Below are 16,820 nucleotides of genomic sequence, written 5' to 3'. Positions count from 1 at the left end.
CACCGCGTAAATCGGCTGCGTGCCGTGACGGCGGCGGGCATGCTGTCCGTCATGTCCGGAAACCCGCGCACGGTCGCCGAAGTCGTCCGGCTCCAGCGATCGGGGAGCCGCGTCAAGTTCCTCTTCTTCTGGGGTCATCAGCCTCGGCGTGACGGCACGATCGGGCCGGAATGCTTCAGTCAGTGGTGGCCTGCCCGGTTCACCGCGGACGGCGAGACGTTTCCGACGGCCGAGCACTACATGATGTGGCGCAAGGCGTTCCTGTTCGACGACGCCGAGAGCGCCGCGCGAATCCTCAAAGCCCGGCATCCGCGTGAAGCCAAGGCGTTGGGGCGCGAAGTACGGGGATTCGAGCAGGGCCGCTGGGAGGACGAGCGCTACGGCATCGTCCTCGCCGGAACGGTCGCCAAGTTCGGGCAGCACCCGGCCCTGCGCGACTTCCTGCTCGGCACCAAGAACCGGGTGCTGGTCGAGGCCAGTCCGCTGGACGCCGTCTGGGGCATCGGGCTCGCGGCCGACCATCCGCACGTCGACAACGCCGAACGCTGGCGTGGCCTGAACCTGCTCGGTTTCGCGTTGGGAGAGGCACGCAGTACGTGAAGGCCTCCTTCACTGCGTCTAGCGCAGTGAAGGAGGCCTTCACGTACTTACTTACTTCGAGGCGTCGACCAGCTCACGCTCGTCAGGAGCGTCCAGCTGCTTCGCGAGCTTCTCGCCTTCGACGTCGACGTCCGGCAGCACGCGATCCAGCCACTTCGGCAGCCACCAGGCGCCACGTCCGAGCAGCGACATCAGCGCCGGCACGATGGTCATCCGGATCACGAACGCGTCCACCAGCACCCCGAAGGCCAGCGCGAACCCGATCGACTGGATCAGCGAGGACTCCGCGAGGACGAACCCGGCGAACACGCTGATCATGATCAGCGCGGCGGCGACCACGACCCGGGAGCCGTGCCGGAAGCCGGTGACCATCGCCTGCTGCGGGTCGGCCCCGTGGACGTATTCCTCCCGCATCCGGGTCACCAGGAACACCTGGTAATCCATCGCGAGTCCGAACAGCACGCCGATCAGCAGGATCGGCAGCATGCTCATGATCGGCCCGGTCGTCTTCACCCCGAGCAGGTCGGTGAGCCAGCCCCACTGGAACACCGCCACCACGGCGCCGAACGTCGCGACCACGGAGCCGAGGAAGCCCAGCGTCGCCTTCAGCGGAACCACGATCGAGCGGAACACCAGCATCAGCAACAGGAACGCGAGCCCGACGATCAGCGCGAGGTAGGGCAGCATCGCGTCGGCGAGTTTCTCCGAGACGTCGATGTTGGCCGCGGTCTGGCCGGTCACCGCCAGCGACGCGCCGGTGGCCGTGCCCAGCCCCGTGTTCAAGCCGCGGATGTCGCTGACGAGGTCTTCGGTCGCGGTGCTGCTCGGGCCGCTCTTCGGGATGACGGTCAGCAACGCCAGGTCGCCGTCCCGGTTGGTCTTCGGCGGCGTGACGATCGGCCGCTCGGGGAGTCCGCCGATGCCCGCGGCGGCCTGCTGAAGCGCGGCCTGCCGGTCGGTGCTGCCGCCGAGGTCGACGACGATCACCAGCGGGCCGTTCGCCCCTTCGCCGAAGCTGCGCGCGACGGTGTCGTAAGCCTTGCGCTGGGTGGAGTCCGGCGCGGCGGTGCTGTCGTTCGGCAGGCCGAGCTGCATGCTCGCGGCCGGGACGGCGACGATCGCGAGCCCGGCGATCGCGGCGATCAGCACCGGGACCCGGTGCCGGGCCACGAAACGCGCCCAGCGCTCGCCGTGGGTCGTCTCGCTTTCCTTGCGGCGCAAGCGGATCTTGCCGCCCGCCAGTTTGCCGCCCGCGAACCCGAGGATGGCGGGCAGCAGGGTGAGCGCGATGACGACCGCGATGGCGACGGTGATCGCCGCGGCGACCCCCATCTCGCCGAGGAACGGGATGCCGACGACGGTCAGGCCCGCCAGCGCGATGATCACGGTCAGCCCGGCGAACACCACGGCGGAGCCCGCCGTGCCGGTGGCTCGTCCGGCGGCCTCCTCGGGATCCCGCCCGAGCGTCAGTTCGTGCCGATAGCGGGAAACGATGAAGAGCGCGTAGTCGATACCGACGGCGAGGCCGATCATCAGCGCGAGCACCGGCGTGTTCGTGTTCAGTTCCAGGAAGCCGGACGCCGTCGTGATGCCCGCCATGCCGATGCCGACGCCGATGAGCGCGGTCAGCAGCGGGATCCCGGCCGCGAGCAGCGAGCCGAAGGTGATGATCAGGACGACGGCGGCGACGGCGACACCGAGGCCTTCGGTGGCGTTCGTCGCGGGCATGGCCTGGACGGCGTCACCGCCGAAGTCCACGGTATACCCGGCGGCCTTGGCGGAGTTCGCGGCGGCCATCAGGCCATCGCGGTCGGTGTCGGTGAGCTCGAAGCCCGGGACGCGGTAGCTGACCTGCGCGAGCGCGACGTGCTTGTCGGGCGAGATCGCCTGCACCTGCAGCGGGTCGACCACTCCGGCGACCTTCGGCGCGTCCTTGAGGCCGGTGACGAGGCCCGCGATCGCCGCCTGTCCGGCGGCGTCGGTGATGTCGCCGGGCGTCGAGATGACGACGCGCGCTGTCGCGCCACCGGCGGCGGCCTCCGGGAACCGGTCCGCGAGCTGGTCGATCGCCTTCTGCGACTCGGTGCCGGGGATGGTCACCGAGTTCGAAAGCTGGCCGGACAGGGTCAGCGCCCCCGCGCCGAGGGCCACCAGGACAGCGGCCCACACCGCCGTCACCAGTGCCCGGCGCCGGAACGAGAACCGGCCCAGGCGGTACAGGAAGCTGGCCACAAACATCTCCCGTTCACTCGATCAGGTTCATTCCAAGCTAGCCGATCGGCTAGGGAGCTACAAGCCGATCGGCAAGTGTGTGACTAGCCGCACGGCTAGTACTCGTTTGGCCTGGCGGCCACGCTTGACGTAATCTCCGACGGCTGAACGAGGAGGGATCATGGACGTCGTCCACGCGGAGGACACCCGCACGCGACTACTGAACACGGCGTTGCGGTTGTTTACCGAACACGGCGTGGAAGGCACCTCGCTGCAGATGATCGCGGACGCCCTCGGCGTCACCAAAGCGGCCGTGTACTACCACTTCAAGACGAAGGCGGAGATCACCGAATCCGTCGCCGAGCCCGTGTTGCGCGAGCTGGAGGGCATCGTCGACGACGCCCGCGCCCAGCGCACGCGCGGCGCGCAGATCGACCACCTGCTCGACGGTTTCGTCGACCTCGTGGTGCAACACCGCTCGCTGGTCGCCCTGTTCTCCAGCGACCCCGGAATCGCCCGCGCGATCGAGAAATCCGTGCACAGCTCGGACAGCTTCAAGAACCGGCTGCTGGAGATCCTGGTCGGCCCGGATCCGGATCTCACCGCGATCGTGACGGCCCAGGTGCTGCTGGCGGGGATCGCCGTCGCCGGCGGTTCGATCGAGGTCGCGTCGCTCGACGACGAGACGCTGCGCGAAACGCTCCTCAGTGTCGCCCGAAAGCTCTACAACCGCCCGCGCCGCCGCACCACGTGACCGATGTGTTCAAGACAGGCGCCGCGATCCACGCGACCCTGTCTTCATGAGCATCGATCTGAAGTCGGCGGCCACCTTCATGGCCACCCAGGCCCGTCTGCTCGACAGGCGGCGTTTCGAGGTCCTCTTCCAGGACGGTGACCCGGCGGCGGCGCTCGCCGCGCTGGAGGGGTACCGCAATCCCGACGGCGGCTACGGCCACGGGCTCGAACCAGACTGCCGCTCGGCGACCAGCCAGCCCGGCGGCGCGCTGCACGCCTTCGAGGTCTTCGCCGACATCGGCCCGGAGACCAGCCCGCGCGCGGCCGCACTCTGCGACTGGCTCGCCTCGATCTCCCTGCCCGACGGCGGGATCCCGTTCGCGGTGCCGATGCCGGATCCCTTCGGCAGCGCGCCGTTCTGGGCGAGTGCGGACCCGTCGGTCTCCTCGCTGCAGATCACCGCGATCGTCGTGGTCACCGCGCAGCGCGTCGCGGCGCACGATCCCGCCGTGGCCGCGCATCCCTGGCTGGCGAAGGCCACGCGGTACTGCCTCGACGAGATCGAGAAGCTCGACGAGGCACCGCACGCGCTTGTGCTCGCCTTCGCGATGAAGCTGGTGGACGCACTGGGCGACGCGCGCCTGGTCGAGAAGCTCGCCCGGTTCGTCCCGGACGACGGCGTGGTCGCCGTCGGCGGCGGGATCGAGGGCGAGGCCATGCGCCCGCTCGACTTCGCCCCGCGGCCGGACGGCCCGGCACGGAAGCTTTTCCGGCCGGAGGTCGTCGAAGCGGATCTGCGCCGTGTCGCGGGCGGGCAGCACGAAGACGGTGGCTGGCGGGTCGACTACACCAGCTATTCGCCCGCGGCAGCGCTGGAGTGGAACGGGCTGTTCACCGTGGGCACGCTGGGGCTCCTGCGGAACAACGGCAGCGTTTAGGAAAGCTTGCGCAGGAATTCCGGCGGAACCGCGGCGGCGAGCCAGACACCGTTGGCGCTCACCTGGAATTCGTGCCCGGCGGCGGTCATGCCCCGCGCGTCGACAAGGAGCACGACAGGTACGCCGCGCCGTCCCCCGACCGTGCGCGCGGTCTCGATGTTCGCGGAAAGCTGCACGGCGTGCCGGTTCATCGGCCGGAGGCCCTCGTGCAGGATCGCGTCCAGGAACCGGGACACGGTGCCGTGGTAGAGCACGCCGGGCGGGGTGGCGGCGGGCAGCGCGAGGTCGACGTCGACGCTGTGGCCCTGGCTGGCGCGGATCCGCTGCCCGCCTTCGTCGAAGGCGAAACGCCGTTTGTCGTTGCCCTCGACCACTTCGCCGAGCTCGGCGCGAGTGAGACTCAAGCCGTTGCGCCGCAAAGCGGCCAAGAGCGTGTCGACTTCGACCCAGCCGTCGGAGGTCAAGGTGATGCCGATGTCACCGGGCGCGTGGCGCAGGTGCCGGGAGAGCCGTTTCGAGGCTCGGATGAGGTTCTTCTTGTCCATTTCGCGTACCAGTGACGTACATCCGGTACCCGGGTGGCAACGGAATTCAGATGCCGCCCTCGGAAGCCGGGCGCAGTTTCCCCGCGCCGGGGCCGAAGCGGGACATCTGGTCGTCGGCGTTGTAGAGCCCGCAGCTGCGCAGGGACAGGCAACCGCAGCCGACGCAGCCGGTCAGCCTGTCCCGCAGGCGCTGCAGCGCGTCGATCCGCGCGTCGAGTTCGTCCTGCCAGCCCCGCGAAAGGCGGGCCCAGTCGGCCTTGGTGGGGGCGTGGTCCCTCGGCAGGCTCTCCAGCGCCGAGCTGATGTCGTCCAGGGTGAGGCCGACTCGCTGCGCGGCGCGGATGAAGGCGATCCGGCGCAGCACCGAACGCGGATACCGTCGCTGGTTGCCCGCCGAACGCTCCGAGCTGATCAGCCCTTTGTCCTCGTAGAAACGCAAAGCCGTGTGGGGCACGCCGCTGCGGTCGGCGACCTGTCCGATGCTCAGGTGTTCAGCCAGTCTCGTCACGTCGCCAGGCTAGCCTTGACTTCGACCTAAGTCGAGGTTGCACGCTCGTTTCATGACCACCGACACCAAGACCGGCTACGAGGATCTGCCGCGGCTGATCTCGCTGATGACCGGGGACGAGAAACATCAAGCCGCCGCGGAGTCCACTGTGGACGTGCTGTGGGTGCTCTACGACCGCGTGCTCGACATCACTCCGGAGACCTTCCGCGATCCCGGTCGCGACCGCTTCCTGCTGTCGAAGGGCCACGGCCCGATGGCCTACTACGCTGTGCTGGCGAAGAAGGGCTTCATCCGCGAGGACGAACTAGCGGACTGGACCTCGGCCGAATCGCGCCTGGGGCACCACCCCGACAGGGTCCGCCTGCCCGGCGCCGAGATCGCCAGCGGCTCGCTCGGGCACGGGCTCCCGCTGGCCATCGGCACCGTGTTCGGGCTGCGCGCCAAGGGATTCCGTGACGCCAAGGTCGTCACCCTGCTCGGCGACGCCGAACTCGACGAAGGTTCCAATCAAGAGGCCATCGCGGTCGCGGGCCGCATCGGCATGCCGCAACTGACCGCGGTCGTCATCGACAACTCCTCGGCCACCCACGGCTGGCCGGGCGGGATCGCGCGCCGGTTCGAGATCGAGGGCTGGACGACCCGCACCGTCGACGGCCGCGACCACGGCGCGCTCCACGAAGCCTTCACCACACCTCATCCGGACCGGCCGCTCGCCGTGATCGCGACCGTCGAGCGAAAGGCCTGAAACCGTGAACATGCGCGAAACGTTCCTCGACACCGTCACCGAGGTCCTCGACACCGACCCGAACGTCGCCGTCGTGCTCGCCGACATCTCCGCGGCACAACTCGCCTTCGCCGCCCGGAAACATCCGGACCGGGTGCTCAACGTCGGCATCCGCGAGCAGCTGATGATGAGCACCGCGGGCGGGCTGGCGCTGGCCGGGATGCGCCCGATCGTCCACACCTTCTCGTCGTTCCTCGTGGAGCGGGCGTTCGAGCAGGTCAAACTCGACCTCGGGCACCAGAACGTCGGGGCCGTGCTGGTGTCTTCGGGCGCGTCCTACGACATGCCCACCGCCGGGCGGACACACCAGGCGCCCGGGGACGTCGCCCTCATCGACACGTTGCCGGGCTGGACCGTGCACGTGCCGGGGCACCCGGAAGAGGCACGGCGGCTGCTGCTCGAGTCCATCCCGGGTGACGGGCGGGTCTATCTCCGGCTTTCCTCGCAGGAGAACGCGAAACCGCTTCTGGGCGCTGGTCTGCGGACGGTGCGCGAAGGCGGCCGAGGTGTCGTGGTGGCGGTCGGGCCGATGCTCGACCGGGTCATGGAGGCGACCGCCGATCTCGACGTGACCGTGCTCTACACCTCGACGATCCGGCCGTTCGACGCCGCCGGGCTGCGCTCGGCCGTCGAGGCCGCGGGCAGCACCGACGTCGTGCTGGTCGAGCCCTACCTCGCGGGAACGTCCGCGCACGCGGTGGGGAGCGCGCTGTCCGAGACACCGCACCGGCTGCTTTCGCTCGGCGTCCGGCGCGACGCCGAGGTTCGGATCTACGGCGAGATGGCCGACCACGACCTCGCCCACGGCCTCGACGCCGGTTCGATCGCCTTGTCGGTCAAGGAATTCCTCCGCTAGCGTGTCCGGCTTTCGGACACACGGAGCTCAGCGGAAGGCGGCGAGCCCGGTGACCGACTGGCCGAGCGAGAGCGCGTGCATCTCTTCGGTGCCTTCGTAGGTCAGCACGGTTTCGAGGTTCGACATGTGCCGCATCACCGGGTACTCCAGCGAGATCCCGTTGGCGCCGAGCATGGCGCGGGCGGTCCTGGCGACCTCCAGCGCGGAGCGGACGTTGGCGAGCTTGCCGAAGCTGACGTGGTTGTGGTGCAGCGTCCCGGCGTCCTTGAGCCGTCCGATCCGCAGCGCGACCAGCCCGGCGCGGTTGACCTCGACGACGAGGTCGGCGAGCTTGCGCTGGGTGAGCTGGAACCCGGCCAGCGGTTTGCCGAACTGTTCCCGGCTCAGCGTGTACTCCAGCGCGGTTTCGTAGCAGGAGCGAGCGGCGCCGACGACGCCGAACAGGATCCCGTAGCGCGCCTCGTTCAGACAGGACAGCGGCCCGCGCAGCCCCCGGACCTCGGGGAACGCCGCCGACTCCGGCAACCGGACGCCGTCGAGCACGAGCTCAGCGGTCAGCGAGGCCCGCAGCGAAAGCTTGTGCTTGACCTCGTTCGCGGTGAAGCCCGGCGTGTCCGTGGGGACGACGAAGCCGCGCACGCCGTCGTCGGTCTGCGCCCAGACGACCGCCACGTCGGCCACGGTCCCGTTGGTGATCCACATCTTCGTGCCGCTCAGCACCCAGTCCGAGCCGTCGCGCACCGCACGGGTCCGCATGGCGCCGGGATCGCTGCCGGCGTCCGGTTCGGTCAGGCCGAAGCAGCCGAGCGCCTCACCGGTGGCCATCCGCGGGAGCCACTCCCGCTTCTGCTCCTCGGTGCCCCATTTGTGGATCGCGTACATCGCCAGCGAACCCTGCACCGAGACGAAGCTGCGCAGCCCGGAGTCGACGGCCTCCAGTTCGCGGCAGGCGATGCCGTAGGCGACGGCGCTGGTCCCGGCGCAGCCGTAACCCTCCAGGTGCATGCCGAGCAGCCCGAGCCGCCCGAATCCCTTGGCGAGTTCGGCGGCGGGCAGAGCACCCGTTTCGTACCACTCGGCGATGTTCGGCAAGAGCTGGTCGCGGGCGTAGGAGCGCACGGCGTCACGGATGGCCCGGTCCTCGGCGGAGAGTTCGGCGTCGAGATCGAGGAAGTCGCGCGGATCCGGGCTGCTGCTCATGCGGTCACTCCTGGTCGGCTCGGTGAGGCGTGGCTCCATGAAGAAAACCACACACCGGACCGGAGTCGAGTGTCAGCGATCGCGCCATCCGGTGGTCTTCGTCACCTGAACCGATGCCGAGACCGCCACCGCAGGGGCGGAGCGCTGCTTCTGCTTGGGGATCAACAGCTCCGCGAAGGTAGGGAAAGGCACGCTGTCGATGTCCTCGCGCCAGGCGTGGAGCAGGCAAGTCAGCTCGTCGGCGTCCCGCATCGTTCCTCCAGAAGTGCAGGCGGTCCTGCGCCGGCCTTTCACTCGGAGGACTTATTACCCAGTCGAGTGAAGGTCGAAACAGGGAATCCGCAGAAAATCCGGTCCGCTAACCTGGGCGCGTGGCTACTCCTCGCGTGGTGATCCTGGACTACGGGTCCGGCAACCTCCGGTCCGCCGAACGCGCATTCGAGCGCGCGGGCGGAGACGTCGAGGTCACCGCCGATCCCCATGCCGCGCTCGAGGCGGACGGCCTGGTCGTCCCCGGTGTCGGTGCCTTCTCCGCCTGCATGGAGGGGCTGCGGTCGGTGTCGGGGGAGAAGATCATCGGCAAGCGCCTCGCCGGCGGCCGTCCCGTGCTGGGCATCTGCGTCGGCATGCAGATCCTGTTCGAACGCGGCGTCGAGCACGGCGTGGAGGCCGAGGGCGCCGGCGAGTGGCCCGGCACGGTCGACAGGCTGGAGGCCGACGTCCTCCCCCACATGGGTTGGAACACCGTCCGTGCCCCCGAGGACTCGCAGTTGTTCGCCGGGCTCGACGCGGACACGCGGTTCTACTTCGTGCACTCCTACGCCGCGCGGACCTGGGAACTGGACTCCGGCCTCGCCGGGCAGCAGCCCAAGGTGACCTGGGCGAACCACGGCCAGGACTTCGTCGCCGCCGTCGAGAACGGGCCCCTGTGGGCGACGCAGTTCCACCCGGAGAAGTCCGGGGACGCCGGGGCACACCTGCTGCGCAACTGGCTCGAGACCCTCGCTTAGAGTGGGCGCGTGACTTTCACGCTCCTTCCCGCCGTTGATGTGGCCGATGGCCAGGCCGTGCGACTCGTCCAGGGCGAGGCCGGCACCGAAACCTCCTATGGCAGCCCGCTGGAGGCGGCGCTCGCCTGGCAGCGTGACGGGGCGGAGTGGATCCATCTGGTGGACCTCGACGCCGCTTTCGGCAAGGGCTCCAACCGCGAGCTGCTCGCCGAGGTCGTCGCGAAGCTCGACGTCCAGGTGGAGCTTTCCGGCGGCATCCGCGACGACGCCTCGCTGGAGGCCGCGCTGGCCACCGGCGCCCGCCGGGTCAACCTCGGCACCGCCGCGCTGGAGGACCCGGAGTGGACCGCGAAGGTCGTCTCCTCCTACGGCGACCGTGTCGCCATCGGGCTGGACGTGCGGATCACCGAGGCCGGGCACCGGCTCTCCGCCCGCGGCTGGACGCAGGACGGCGGTGACCTCTGGGAGGTCCTCGACCGGCTCGACCGCGACGGCGCGCAGCGCTACGTCGTCACCGACGTGAGCAAGGACGGCACCCTCCAGGGCCCGAACATCGACCTGCTCCGCGAGGTCGCCGCCCGCACCGACGCGCCGGTCATCGCCTCCGGCGGCGTGTCCAGTGTGGACGATCTCCGCGCGCTGGCCGCGCTGGCCCGCGACGGTGTCGAAGGCTCCATCGTCGGCAAGGCGCTCTACGCCGGTGCGTTCACCCTCCCCGAGGCGCTCGCCGCCGTCGCGGAGTTCTGAGCTTTACCTCCCAGGTAATCGACGCCACGTCCGCGTTCGGTCAGGATTCCTTCCAGAAGAACAAAACCTGGGAGGACATCATGACCGCGTACGGCATCGCCCACCTTCGCCCCACCGGTGCGCCGACCGAGGAGGTCTTCGAGTACCTGGAGCGGATCCAGGCCACACTCGACCCCTTCGGCGGCGAGTTCCTCGTGCACGGGGCCGAGGTCGAAGCCCTCGAAGGGGAGTGGCCGGGAGCGCTGGTGATGATCGGGTTCCCGAGCCTGGCCGTGGCTCGCGAGTGGTACGCGTCGCCTGCTTACCAGGAGATCCTGCACTTGCGGGCGGACCACATCCCCGGCGACCTGATCCTGGTGGACGGGTGCGGGCCGGACCACGACTCGGCGGCGATGGCGGCGGGACTGCGGGCGCTCCAGGCCTCGTGAGCGGTCTGATCACATGCGGACGACAACGGGCGCGAGAACTTTGACCAGCTCGGTCGTCTTGGTCGTCAGCAGGCTGTGACTCGACGCGGCGTTGTTGTCTTCCTTGTTGAGCGCGGACCAGTCGAGCCGCCAGCCCGCGGCGGCGGACAGCTGCCGCAGGAAGGCTCTCAGTGTTCGCCCGTTGCCTTCGCGAAACGGGTGCATGGCGTTCAATTCGGAGTAGTACCAAGCGAGGCGCTCGAGGAAGTTCTCGCGGTTCAGGCCGAGCAGCCAGCCATCGGCTTCGAGCTTCCCCAGTGCCGCTGACGTCTGCTCGTCGACGAATCTCCAGGAGCAGAACTGCGACGCCCCCTTGGAGATGTCCACGGTGCGGGTCTTTCCGGCCCAGTCGTAGACATCCTTGAAGAGCTCACGGTGGAAGCTCTGTAGATGTTCGAGGGTGTATTCACCAGGGAGACTTTCACGGGCGAGTCCGACGTCTCGAATACTGACGATGCGCGCTTCGGCCTGTTTGAAGACCTCTGCTTCTTCGATGTCGAGCTTGTTGCGAGGCACTTCCCTCCGGGAAGGCTGTACGGATCGCTCACTTCCGGCGGGCTCGCTCTATTTCTTCGGCGACCAGGTCGTCGGCAGTGCGCGTTTTCGTTGCGACGTCACGGATTGTCCGCTGCCAGTCGTCGTCGAGATCGATGCCTTCCATGGCCGCACTGGCCGCCGCTTGGGCGACGGCGACATCGACATCGGCGATCTGCCTGGCGTAGAAGTGGCGCATCTGATCGTGCGAGATGGCCTGGGACGATTTCTCGTTTTCGGCGACTATTCCCCTGGCGATCCGCCACGGGGACTCCATGTGGGTCATCCGCGACAAGGTCTCGGCCGAGTAGTGCGCGTACTTTTCCATTACCCAGGTCAACGTCGCGTTCTCGGGTTCCGTCAGCGCGCTGGCGTGACCGCTCGGCCAGTTCGTCACTTGGTACTGCTTTCGGTGCCCGGCGAAGATCGACGGCGTGACGGGCCCTTGAGGCCATGCTTCGATCTTCTCGTCGAACATCGGTTCGTGCTGGAACACCAGATGCCATGCTTGTGAGTAGTAGAGCAGTTTCTGCAACTTCATCGTCGTGATCGGGCCGGTGTGAGTCAGCACGGCGGCAGCCACGTCACGCACGCTGGCCACGGCCACCACCTCCTCTGATTCGCTTCATCTTACCGTGCCGCGATCTCGAATCGGGCATCTGAGAGTCGCTGACGGTGAACTGCCGGACCACCATAATCGAACATGTGTTCGAGAATGTCAAGTGCGATGAGCCGTTCCCGGGATCATTCCGCCAGCTTGATCGCGATTCCCACGGTCCGGTCCTTCGGGCCCCGAAGCTTGCTGAAGAACATCGTCACGTGCCCGGTGATCCCGTACTTGCGCGCGATCACCTTGCGCACGCGTTCGGTCCCGTCGAGGTCCAGCAGCCGTGCCTCACCGGTGACGACGTCGCCGTGCGTCTTGGTGCCGCGGAGGTCGCAGGCCTGCAGCTCGACCCGGCCGCTGTTGCGGATGCGCTTGACCTTGCCGGCCTTCCGCTCGGACCAGAGCACCAGCTCGCCACCGTCGCCGGCCGCCCAGACCGGGGTCGGCACCGGGGTGCCGTTCTTGCGGAAGGTGGTCAGCATGACGTACTTCTCGGCGGCGATCCGCTCGAACTCCGATCCCATGCGGGGAGTCTAGGCTGTTCAGAGGCTAGGGCGTTCGGCGCCGCAACGTCGCCGCGCCGAGGCCCAGCGCGGCCAGCGCGCACGCCCCGACGACGAGCAGGTTCCGGATCAGCGTCGCGTCCACGATGCCCGAAGCGGTGACGCGGATGAGCGCCTCGACGGCGTACGAAAGCGGCATCACGTCGGAAAGCCAGTTGAGCAGCCAGCCCATCTCCCCGCGTGGCACGAACAGCCCGCACAGCAGGATCTGCGGCAGGACGAACAGTGGCATGAACTGCACCGCCTGGAACTCCGTCCGCGCGAACGCGCTCACGAACAGGCCCAGCGCCATCCCGAGCAGGGCGTCGAGGACGGCGATGAGCAGCAGCATCCCGATCGAGCCCGCGATGTCGAGGCCCAGCCAGGCGAGTGAGATCCCGGTCGCGACGCCGACCTGCACCATCGCGATCGAGCCGAACGCGATCGCGTAGCCGAAGAGGAGGTCGAGCCTGCCGATCGGCAGCGTCATCAGGCGTTCCAAGGTCGCCGTGGTGCGTTCGCGCAGCGTGGTGATCGAGGTGATCAGGAACATGATGAGGAACGGGAAGACGCCCAGCAGAGCCGGGGCGACGCGACTGAACACCGCTTCGGAGTTGAAGACGAAACGCAGCAGCACCATCAGCAGCGACGGGACGACGATCAGCATCGCGACGGTGCGCGGATCGTGCCGGAGCTGCAGGAGGATGCGGCGGGCCGTGGCCAGGGTCAGGGCGGGGTTCATGACGGGGCCGCCTCGGTTTCGCGGACCAGCCGCAGGAACGCCTGCTCCAGATCGGTCGTCCCGGTGCGTTCCCGCAGCCCGGCAGGGGTGTCTTCGGCGAGGATCCGGCCTTCGCGCATGAGCAGCAGGCGATCGCATCGCGCGGCTTCGTCCATGACGTGGCTGGACACGAGCAGCGTCGCCCCGCCGTCGGCGAGAGCGCGGAACAGCGACCAGAGTTCGTCGCGGAGCACGGGATCCAGGCCGACGGTCGGCTCGTCGAGGACGAGCAGTTCGGGTTTCCCGAGCAGTGCGACGGCGAGGTTGGCACGGCTGTGCTGCCCGCCCGAAAGCGAGCCGACCAGCCTGCCCGCGTGGTCGGCGAGCCCGACCTCGTCGATCACCCTGTCCACATCGGACACCGGCGCGCGGAGGACGGAGGCGAAGTAGCGCAAGGCTTCCGTGATGGTGAGGTCGGCGTAGACGGCCGGGTTCTGGGTGGCGTAGCCGATTAGCCGCCGTAGCGGCGGGCTGCCCGCGGGATGGCCGAGCACGGTGACCTCGCCCGCCGCGACGATCTGCACGCCGACGATCGCCCGCATCAGCGTCGTCTTGCCGCAACCGCTCGGCCCGAGCAGGCCGGTGATCCGGCCTCGCGGCGTCTCGAAACCGATGGTCCTGACAGCCTCGCGGCCGCCGCGGACGACTCGCAGGCCGGTCACGGAGATCGCCGAATTAGCCATACGTTTAATTCTGCGCCCGTTGAGAAGCGCGAGTCAAGAGGCCGTGGTTCAGGAGACCCTGACGGCGATACCCGGATAGTCGACGACCAGCAGGTTCTCGTCGTAGCGCAGCACGCAGGAGAAGGCGAAAACCGGTGCCGTGTAGGCGAAATCGAGGTCGCCGATCCGCTGGTAGCGCTGCTCCAGCCGCTCCACGGCGAGGTCGCCCGCCCGGACATACGCGGCGGGCGCCTCGGCGGCGGCTCCCGAAGCGAGGTCCAGCCGGTGCACCGGCAGCGTGTTCGTCATCGACGACGACTCGAGGTCCACGTCGAAACAGCCGTCGAGGCGCGGATCCGGGACCCCGTCCACGCACCATCGCCCGTCGCCGCCGGATTCGAGCACGGTGCGCCGGGTGCCCGACGCCGACCGGCCGGAGATCTCCGCCCGCCTCGTCCGCCAGGCGGCGTCGACGGCGATCGAGTACTCCACGAACCAGGACTTCCCGTCCTCGACCGCCGTCGTGGCGCCGCTGATCCGCAGGCCGCCTTCGTATCCCTGGAAGAACGCGACTTCGAGACCGGTCCTCGACTCCTGATGCCGCCAGCTCGCCGCCGCCGGAAGGTTCACGGCACCAGGACGAGCTTGCCCCGGACGTGGCCCGTTTCGCTCTCGTCCTGGGCGGCGGCCGCTTCGGCGAGTGGGTAGACCCGGGCGATCGGCAGCTCGAGCTTGCCTTCGGCGGCGAGTTCGGCGCCTTCGGCCAGCGAGCCGGGGACCTGGTCGGCGGGGGATCCCGAGGTGAAGCGGGCGCCGTGGTCGGCCGCGTCCGGCGCGGCGATGGTGACGACGCGCTTCGGGCCGCCGGTCAGCTCGACGAGGGTGGCCAGGGAGCCACGCCCAGAGGTGTCGAAGGACGCGTCGACGCCCTGCGGCGCGGCGACGCGTACGCGCTCGGCGAGTCCTTCGCCGTACTGCACCGGGACGGCGCCCAGGGAGCGAAGGTAGTCATGGTTCGCTTCGCTCGCGGTGCCCACGACGGTGAGCCCGCGCGCGACGGCGAGCTGGACGGCGATCGTGCCGACACCACCCGCCGCGCCATCGATGAGCAGCGTCTCGCCCTTCTGGAGGTCCAGCAGGTCGAGGGCGCGGTAGGCGGTGTTGACGACCACGGGCAGCGCCGCGGCCAGCTCCCAGGACAGCGGCTCGGGCTTGCGGATCAAGCTCGCCGCCTCCGCGAGGACGTACTCCGCGTATCCGCCGATACCGGTCCCCAGGACTTCGTCCCCGGTCGCGAAGGCGGTGACGCCCTCGCCGACCGCGTCGATCACGCCCGCGACGTCTCCACCGGGGACGGCGGGGAACTCCGTCGGGAACACCGCGGCCATCAGCCCGGACCGGATCTTCCAGTCGATCGGGTTCACGCTCGCGGCCCGGACGGCGACCCTGACCTGGCCGGGGCCGGGCTCGGGAAGCTCCCGGTCGAGGACACGCAGGACCCCTGAGTCGCCGAATTCGGTGAACGCGATCGAGCGGTAGGTGTCCGTCATACCGGCGACAACCCTCACCCGGCCGTCGCTATTCCGGCGGTTTCCCGAACCAGGTGTAGTCCCCGGGAATGATCTGCAGGCTGTCGGCGATGTCGAGCAGCGCGGCCTGATCCCGTTTGCCCGACACGGTGAGCCATCGCCCGCCGTCGACCTGGACGGCCACCACGCCGTACTGGTGCCCGAGCGCCCCTTCCCGCTCGGGGAGGTAGCTGCCGTCGCGACCCTTCACCTTGACGGGAACAGGTTCCGCGCCGTCCGGCACCGGCCGGTCGCCGCTGAGCGACGCCGTCACGACCGCGGCCGAGGCGGGCTGCCCGGCCTGCGTGGCTTCCAGTTCGGTCGCGCCCCCGCTGACCTTCATGAACGTCCGCACCCCCGACAGTTCCAGGCCTGCGGGCAGCCGTCCGAACCGCAGTTCCCCCGAGACCCGGGCGCGGTTGTCCGGCACCATCTCTTCGGCGATCCGCTCGCCGACCGCGCGCGGATCCTTGATGTTGAGCAGCCTCATGGTCAGCAGGTAGACGTCGTCGGGCGACCAGGTCAGCATCGTTCCCTGGCCGTAGACCTCGACGGCCATGCCGACCTTGCCGCGCACGATGATCTGGTTCGGCGCGGGCGCGATCGTCCACGGCCCGGACCGTTCGTCGCTCAACGGCGTGCTGGTCAGCTGGATCTGGCCGAACTCGCCGCCGCCCCACTCCCGCATCTGCGGTGCGGGATAGGGCTTCGCGCTCCGGCTCGTTTCCCGGAAGCCGTCGGGCAGCCAGCCGGGCTTGTACGGCAGCACCGCCCAATCGGCGTTGCGCTGCGCGGCCGGGGGGACCGCGGTGAAGGCCCGCAGGCCCAGCGGGACACCGAGCGCGATGATCGCGACCGCTGCCGCGACCAGTGCCAGTGCCATCGTCGGGCGGCTTCGCGACCGCTGGGCCAGCGCGTCGCGGATCTCCGCCCCGTCGGGCGCTCTCGTCGCGAGGTGGTCGAGGCTCTCCCGGATCAGGTCCTCGGTGTTCTCTTCACTCAGTCGGGTCATTTGCGGGCTCCCGTGGGCTGAACAGACGAGGACGGATCGGTTTCCCGCAGGGTCGCGAGCGCGCGCGAGATCTGGCTGCGCACGGTCGACGTCGTGCAGCGGAGTACCGCGCCGATCTCCTCGTCGGAGTAGTTCTCGTAGTAGCGGAGCACGATCGCGGCGCGTTGTTTGCGCGGGAGCTTCGCGAGCCGGTCCAGCATCGCGTCGCGTTCGTCGTATTCGACAGCGTGATCGGAGACCGGCGGGCTCACCAGATCGAGTACCTCCGGCGACGACGGCACCACGCGGCGGACCGCCAGGCGCCGTCGCCACGACAGGTACTCGTTGGTCACCATCCGGCGGACGTACGTCGGTGGCGAGTCGATCCTCGTCCAGCGTTGCTGGGCGCGCAGCAGTACCTCCTGCACGATGTCCTGCGCCAGGTACGGATCGTCGGTCAGGACGGTCGCGTAGCGCAGGAGCCCGTCCAGGCGATCCGCGACGAACTCGTCGAAGGTCGCAGGCACGTGGTCC

General features: G+C 69.1%; 22 protein-coding genes. 8 read left to right on the top strand and 14 right to left on the bottom strand.

The annotated features are described in order from the left end of the window. Window positions 1-51: 51 nt before the first annotated feature. Entirely contained in the window at window positions 52-600 is a 549-nt protein-coding gene (locus ACFOSH_RS41085) for an NADAR family protein (RefSeq protein WP_378246703.1), read from the top strand. Window positions 601-651: 51 nt separating this feature from the next. On the opposite strand, the gene ACFOSH_RS41080 is transcribed toward ACFOSH_RS41085, so the two are convergent. Next, entirely contained in the window at window positions 652-2,832 is a 2,181-nt protein-coding gene (locus tag ACFOSH_RS41080) for an MMPL family transporter (RefSeq protein WP_378246701.1), read from the bottom strand. A 160-nt stretch (window positions 2,833-2,992) separates the two neighbouring features. Between ACFOSH_RS41080 and ACFOSH_RS41075 the strand changes: the two genes are divergently transcribed. Together ACFOSH_RS41075 and ACFOSH_RS41070 are read left to right on the top strand one after the other, a co-directional pair. Continuing rightward, on the top strand, window positions 2,993-3,565 hold the full coding sequence (locus ACFOSH_RS41075; protein ID WP_378246699.1) for a TetR/AcrR family transcriptional regulator: 573 nt from the start codon (window positions 2,993-2,995) through the stop codon (window positions 3,563-3,565). 46 nt (window positions 3,566-3,611) lie between these two features. Further along, complete coding sequence (locus ACFOSH_RS41070; protein WP_378246697.1) at window positions 3,612-4,484, top strand: hypothetical protein; 873 nt, start codon at window positions 3,612-3,614, stop codon at window positions 4,482-4,484. On the opposite strand, the gene ACFOSH_RS41065 is transcribed toward ACFOSH_RS41070, so the two are convergent. Beyond that, complete coding sequence (locus ACFOSH_RS41065) at window positions 4,481-5,029, bottom strand: RNA 2'-phosphotransferase (protein WP_378246695.1); 549 nt, start codon at window positions 5,027-5,029, stop codon at window positions 4,481-4,483. The genes ACFOSH_RS41070 and ACFOSH_RS41065 overlap by 4 nt on opposite strands. Window positions 5,030-5,075: 46 nt before the next feature. Beyond that, window positions 5,076-5,537, bottom strand: coding sequence for a redox-sensitive transcriptional activator SoxR (gene soxR / locus ACFOSH_RS41060; protein WP_378246693.1), 462 nt, complete (start codon window positions 5,535-5,537; stop codon window positions 5,076-5,078). 52 nt (window positions 5,538-5,589) lie between these two features. Here soxR and ACFOSH_RS41055 point away from each other — a divergent pair, with 52 nt between their 5' ends. Both ACFOSH_RS41055 and ACFOSH_RS41050 read left to right on the top strand, forming a co-directional pair. After that, window positions 5,590-6,282 (top strand): transketolase, encoded by a 693-nt coding sequence (locus ACFOSH_RS41055; RefSeq protein WP_378246692.1) that lies wholly within the window; start codon window positions 5,590-5,592, stop codon window positions 6,280-6,282. A gap of 4 nt (window positions 6,283-6,286) precedes the next feature. Beyond that, the gene (locus ACFOSH_RS41050; RefSeq protein ID WP_378246690.1) at window positions 6,287-7,177 is read left to right on the top strand and encodes a transketolase family protein; all 891 of its coding nucleotides are present in this window, start codon (window positions 6,287-6,289) and stop codon (window positions 7,175-7,177) included. A gap of 27 nt (window positions 7,178-7,204) precedes the next feature. Here ACFOSH_RS41050 and ACFOSH_RS41045 read toward each other — a convergent pair whose 3' ends face one another. Together ACFOSH_RS41045 and ACFOSH_RS41040 are read right to left on the bottom strand one after the other, a co-directional pair. Further along, a complete protein-coding gene (locus tag ACFOSH_RS41045; protein WP_378246688.1) occupies window positions 7,205-8,377 on the bottom strand; it encodes an acyl-CoA dehydrogenase family protein in 1,173 nt (390 codons plus the stop codon). A 72-nt stretch (window positions 8,378-8,449) separates the two neighbouring features. Beyond that, complete coding sequence (locus ACFOSH_RS41040) at window positions 8,450-8,629, bottom strand: hypothetical protein (protein ID WP_378246686.1); 180 nt, start codon at window positions 8,627-8,629, stop codon at window positions 8,450-8,452. Window positions 8,630-8,763: 134 nt separating this feature from the next. On the opposite strand from ACFOSH_RS41040, the gene hisH reads away from it, so the two are divergent. From hisH to ACFOSH_RS41025, 3 genes are all read left to right on the top strand, one after another. Beyond that, complete coding sequence (gene hisH, locus ACFOSH_RS41035) at window positions 8,764-9,387, top strand: imidazole glycerol phosphate synthase subunit HisH (protein WP_378246896.1); 624 nt, start codon at window positions 8,764-8,766, stop codon at window positions 9,385-9,387. 9 nt (window positions 9,388-9,396) lie between these two features. Further along, window positions 9,397-10,134 carry a bifunctional 1-(5-phosphoribosyl)-5-((5-phosphoribosylamino)methylideneamino)imidazole-4-carboxamide isomerase/phosphoribosylanthranilate isomerase PriA gene (gene priA, locus ACFOSH_RS41030; protein WP_101609431.1) on the top strand — a complete coding sequence of 246 codons (738 nt, stop codon included), beginning with the start codon at window positions 9,397-9,399 and terminating at the stop codon, window positions 10,132-10,134. An 80-nt stretch (window positions 10,135-10,214) separates the two neighbouring features. Continuing rightward, window positions 10,215-10,562, top strand: a complete 348-nt coding sequence (locus ACFOSH_RS41025) for a DUF1330 domain-containing protein (RefSeq protein ID WP_378246683.1) — start codon at window positions 10,215-10,217, stop codon at window positions 10,560-10,562. A 9-nt stretch (window positions 10,563-10,571) separates the two neighbouring features. On the opposite strand, the gene ACFOSH_RS41020 is transcribed toward ACFOSH_RS41025, so the two are convergent. The 9 genes from ACFOSH_RS41020 to ACFOSH_RS40980 all read right to left on the bottom strand — a co-directional run bounded on the left by ACFOSH_RS41020 (window position 10,572) and on the right by ACFOSH_RS40980 (window position 16,813). Next, window positions 10,572-11,117, bottom strand: a complete 546-nt coding sequence (locus ACFOSH_RS41020) for a Fic/DOC family protein (protein WP_378246681.1) — start codon at window positions 11,115-11,117, stop codon at window positions 10,572-10,574. Window positions 11,118-11,145: 28 nt separating this feature from the next. Then, window positions 11,146-11,736: a Panacea domain-containing protein gene (locus ACFOSH_RS41015; protein ID WP_378246679.1), complete on the bottom strand. Its 591-nt coding sequence runs from the start codon at window positions 11,734-11,736 to the stop codon at window positions 11,146-11,148. A 143-nt stretch (window positions 11,737-11,879) separates the two neighbouring features. Further along, entirely contained in the window at window positions 11,880-12,266 is a 387-nt protein-coding gene (locus tag ACFOSH_RS41010) for a PPOX class F420-dependent oxidoreductase (RefSeq protein ID WP_378246677.1), read from the bottom strand. A gap of 25 nt (window positions 12,267-12,291) precedes the next feature. After that, a complete protein-coding gene (locus tag ACFOSH_RS41005; protein ID WP_378246675.1) occupies window positions 12,292-13,026 on the bottom strand; it encodes an ABC transporter permease in 735 nt (244 codons plus the stop codon). After that, window positions 13,023-13,748 carry an ABC transporter ATP-binding protein gene (locus ACFOSH_RS41000; protein ID WP_378246673.1) on the bottom strand — a complete coding sequence of 242 codons (726 nt, stop codon included), beginning with the start codon at window positions 13,746-13,748 and terminating at the stop codon, window positions 13,023-13,025. The genes ACFOSH_RS41005 and ACFOSH_RS41000 overlap by 4 nt, the downstream gene beginning before the upstream one ends. 48 nt (window positions 13,749-13,796) lie before the next feature. Further along, window positions 13,797-14,357, bottom strand: coding sequence for a putative glycolipid-binding domain-containing protein (locus ACFOSH_RS40995; protein WP_378246671.1), 561 nt, complete (start codon window positions 14,355-14,357; stop codon window positions 13,797-13,799). Next, window positions 14,354-15,277: an NADP-dependent oxidoreductase gene (locus tag ACFOSH_RS40990; protein ID WP_378246669.1), complete on the bottom strand. Its 924-nt coding sequence runs from the start codon at window positions 15,275-15,277 to the stop codon at window positions 14,354-14,356. Before ACFOSH_RS40990 ends, ACFOSH_RS40995 begins: the two co-directional genes overlap by 4 nt. A 28-nt stretch (window positions 15,278-15,305) precedes the next feature. Continuing rightward, window positions 15,306-16,307, bottom strand: a complete 1,002-nt coding sequence (locus ACFOSH_RS40985) for a hypothetical protein (protein ID WP_378246667.1) — start codon at window positions 16,305-16,307, stop codon at window positions 15,306-15,308. Next, entirely contained in the window at window positions 16,304-16,813 is a 510-nt protein-coding gene (locus ACFOSH_RS40980) for a SigE family RNA polymerase sigma factor (RefSeq protein WP_378246665.1), read from the bottom strand. The genes ACFOSH_RS40985 and ACFOSH_RS40980 overlap by 4 nt, the downstream gene beginning before the upstream one ends. Between the last annotated feature and the right edge of the window lie 7 nt (window positions 16,814-16,820).

The organism is Amycolatopsis speibonae (assembly GCF_042647925.1).
Taxonomy (GTDB): domain Bacteria; phylum Actinomycetota; class Actinomycetes; order Mycobacteriales; family Pseudonocardiaceae; genus Amycolatopsis; species Amycolatopsis speibonae.
Note: the sequence above shows the minus strand (reverse complement) of the source record. Positions and strands in the feature narration are given on the sequence as shown.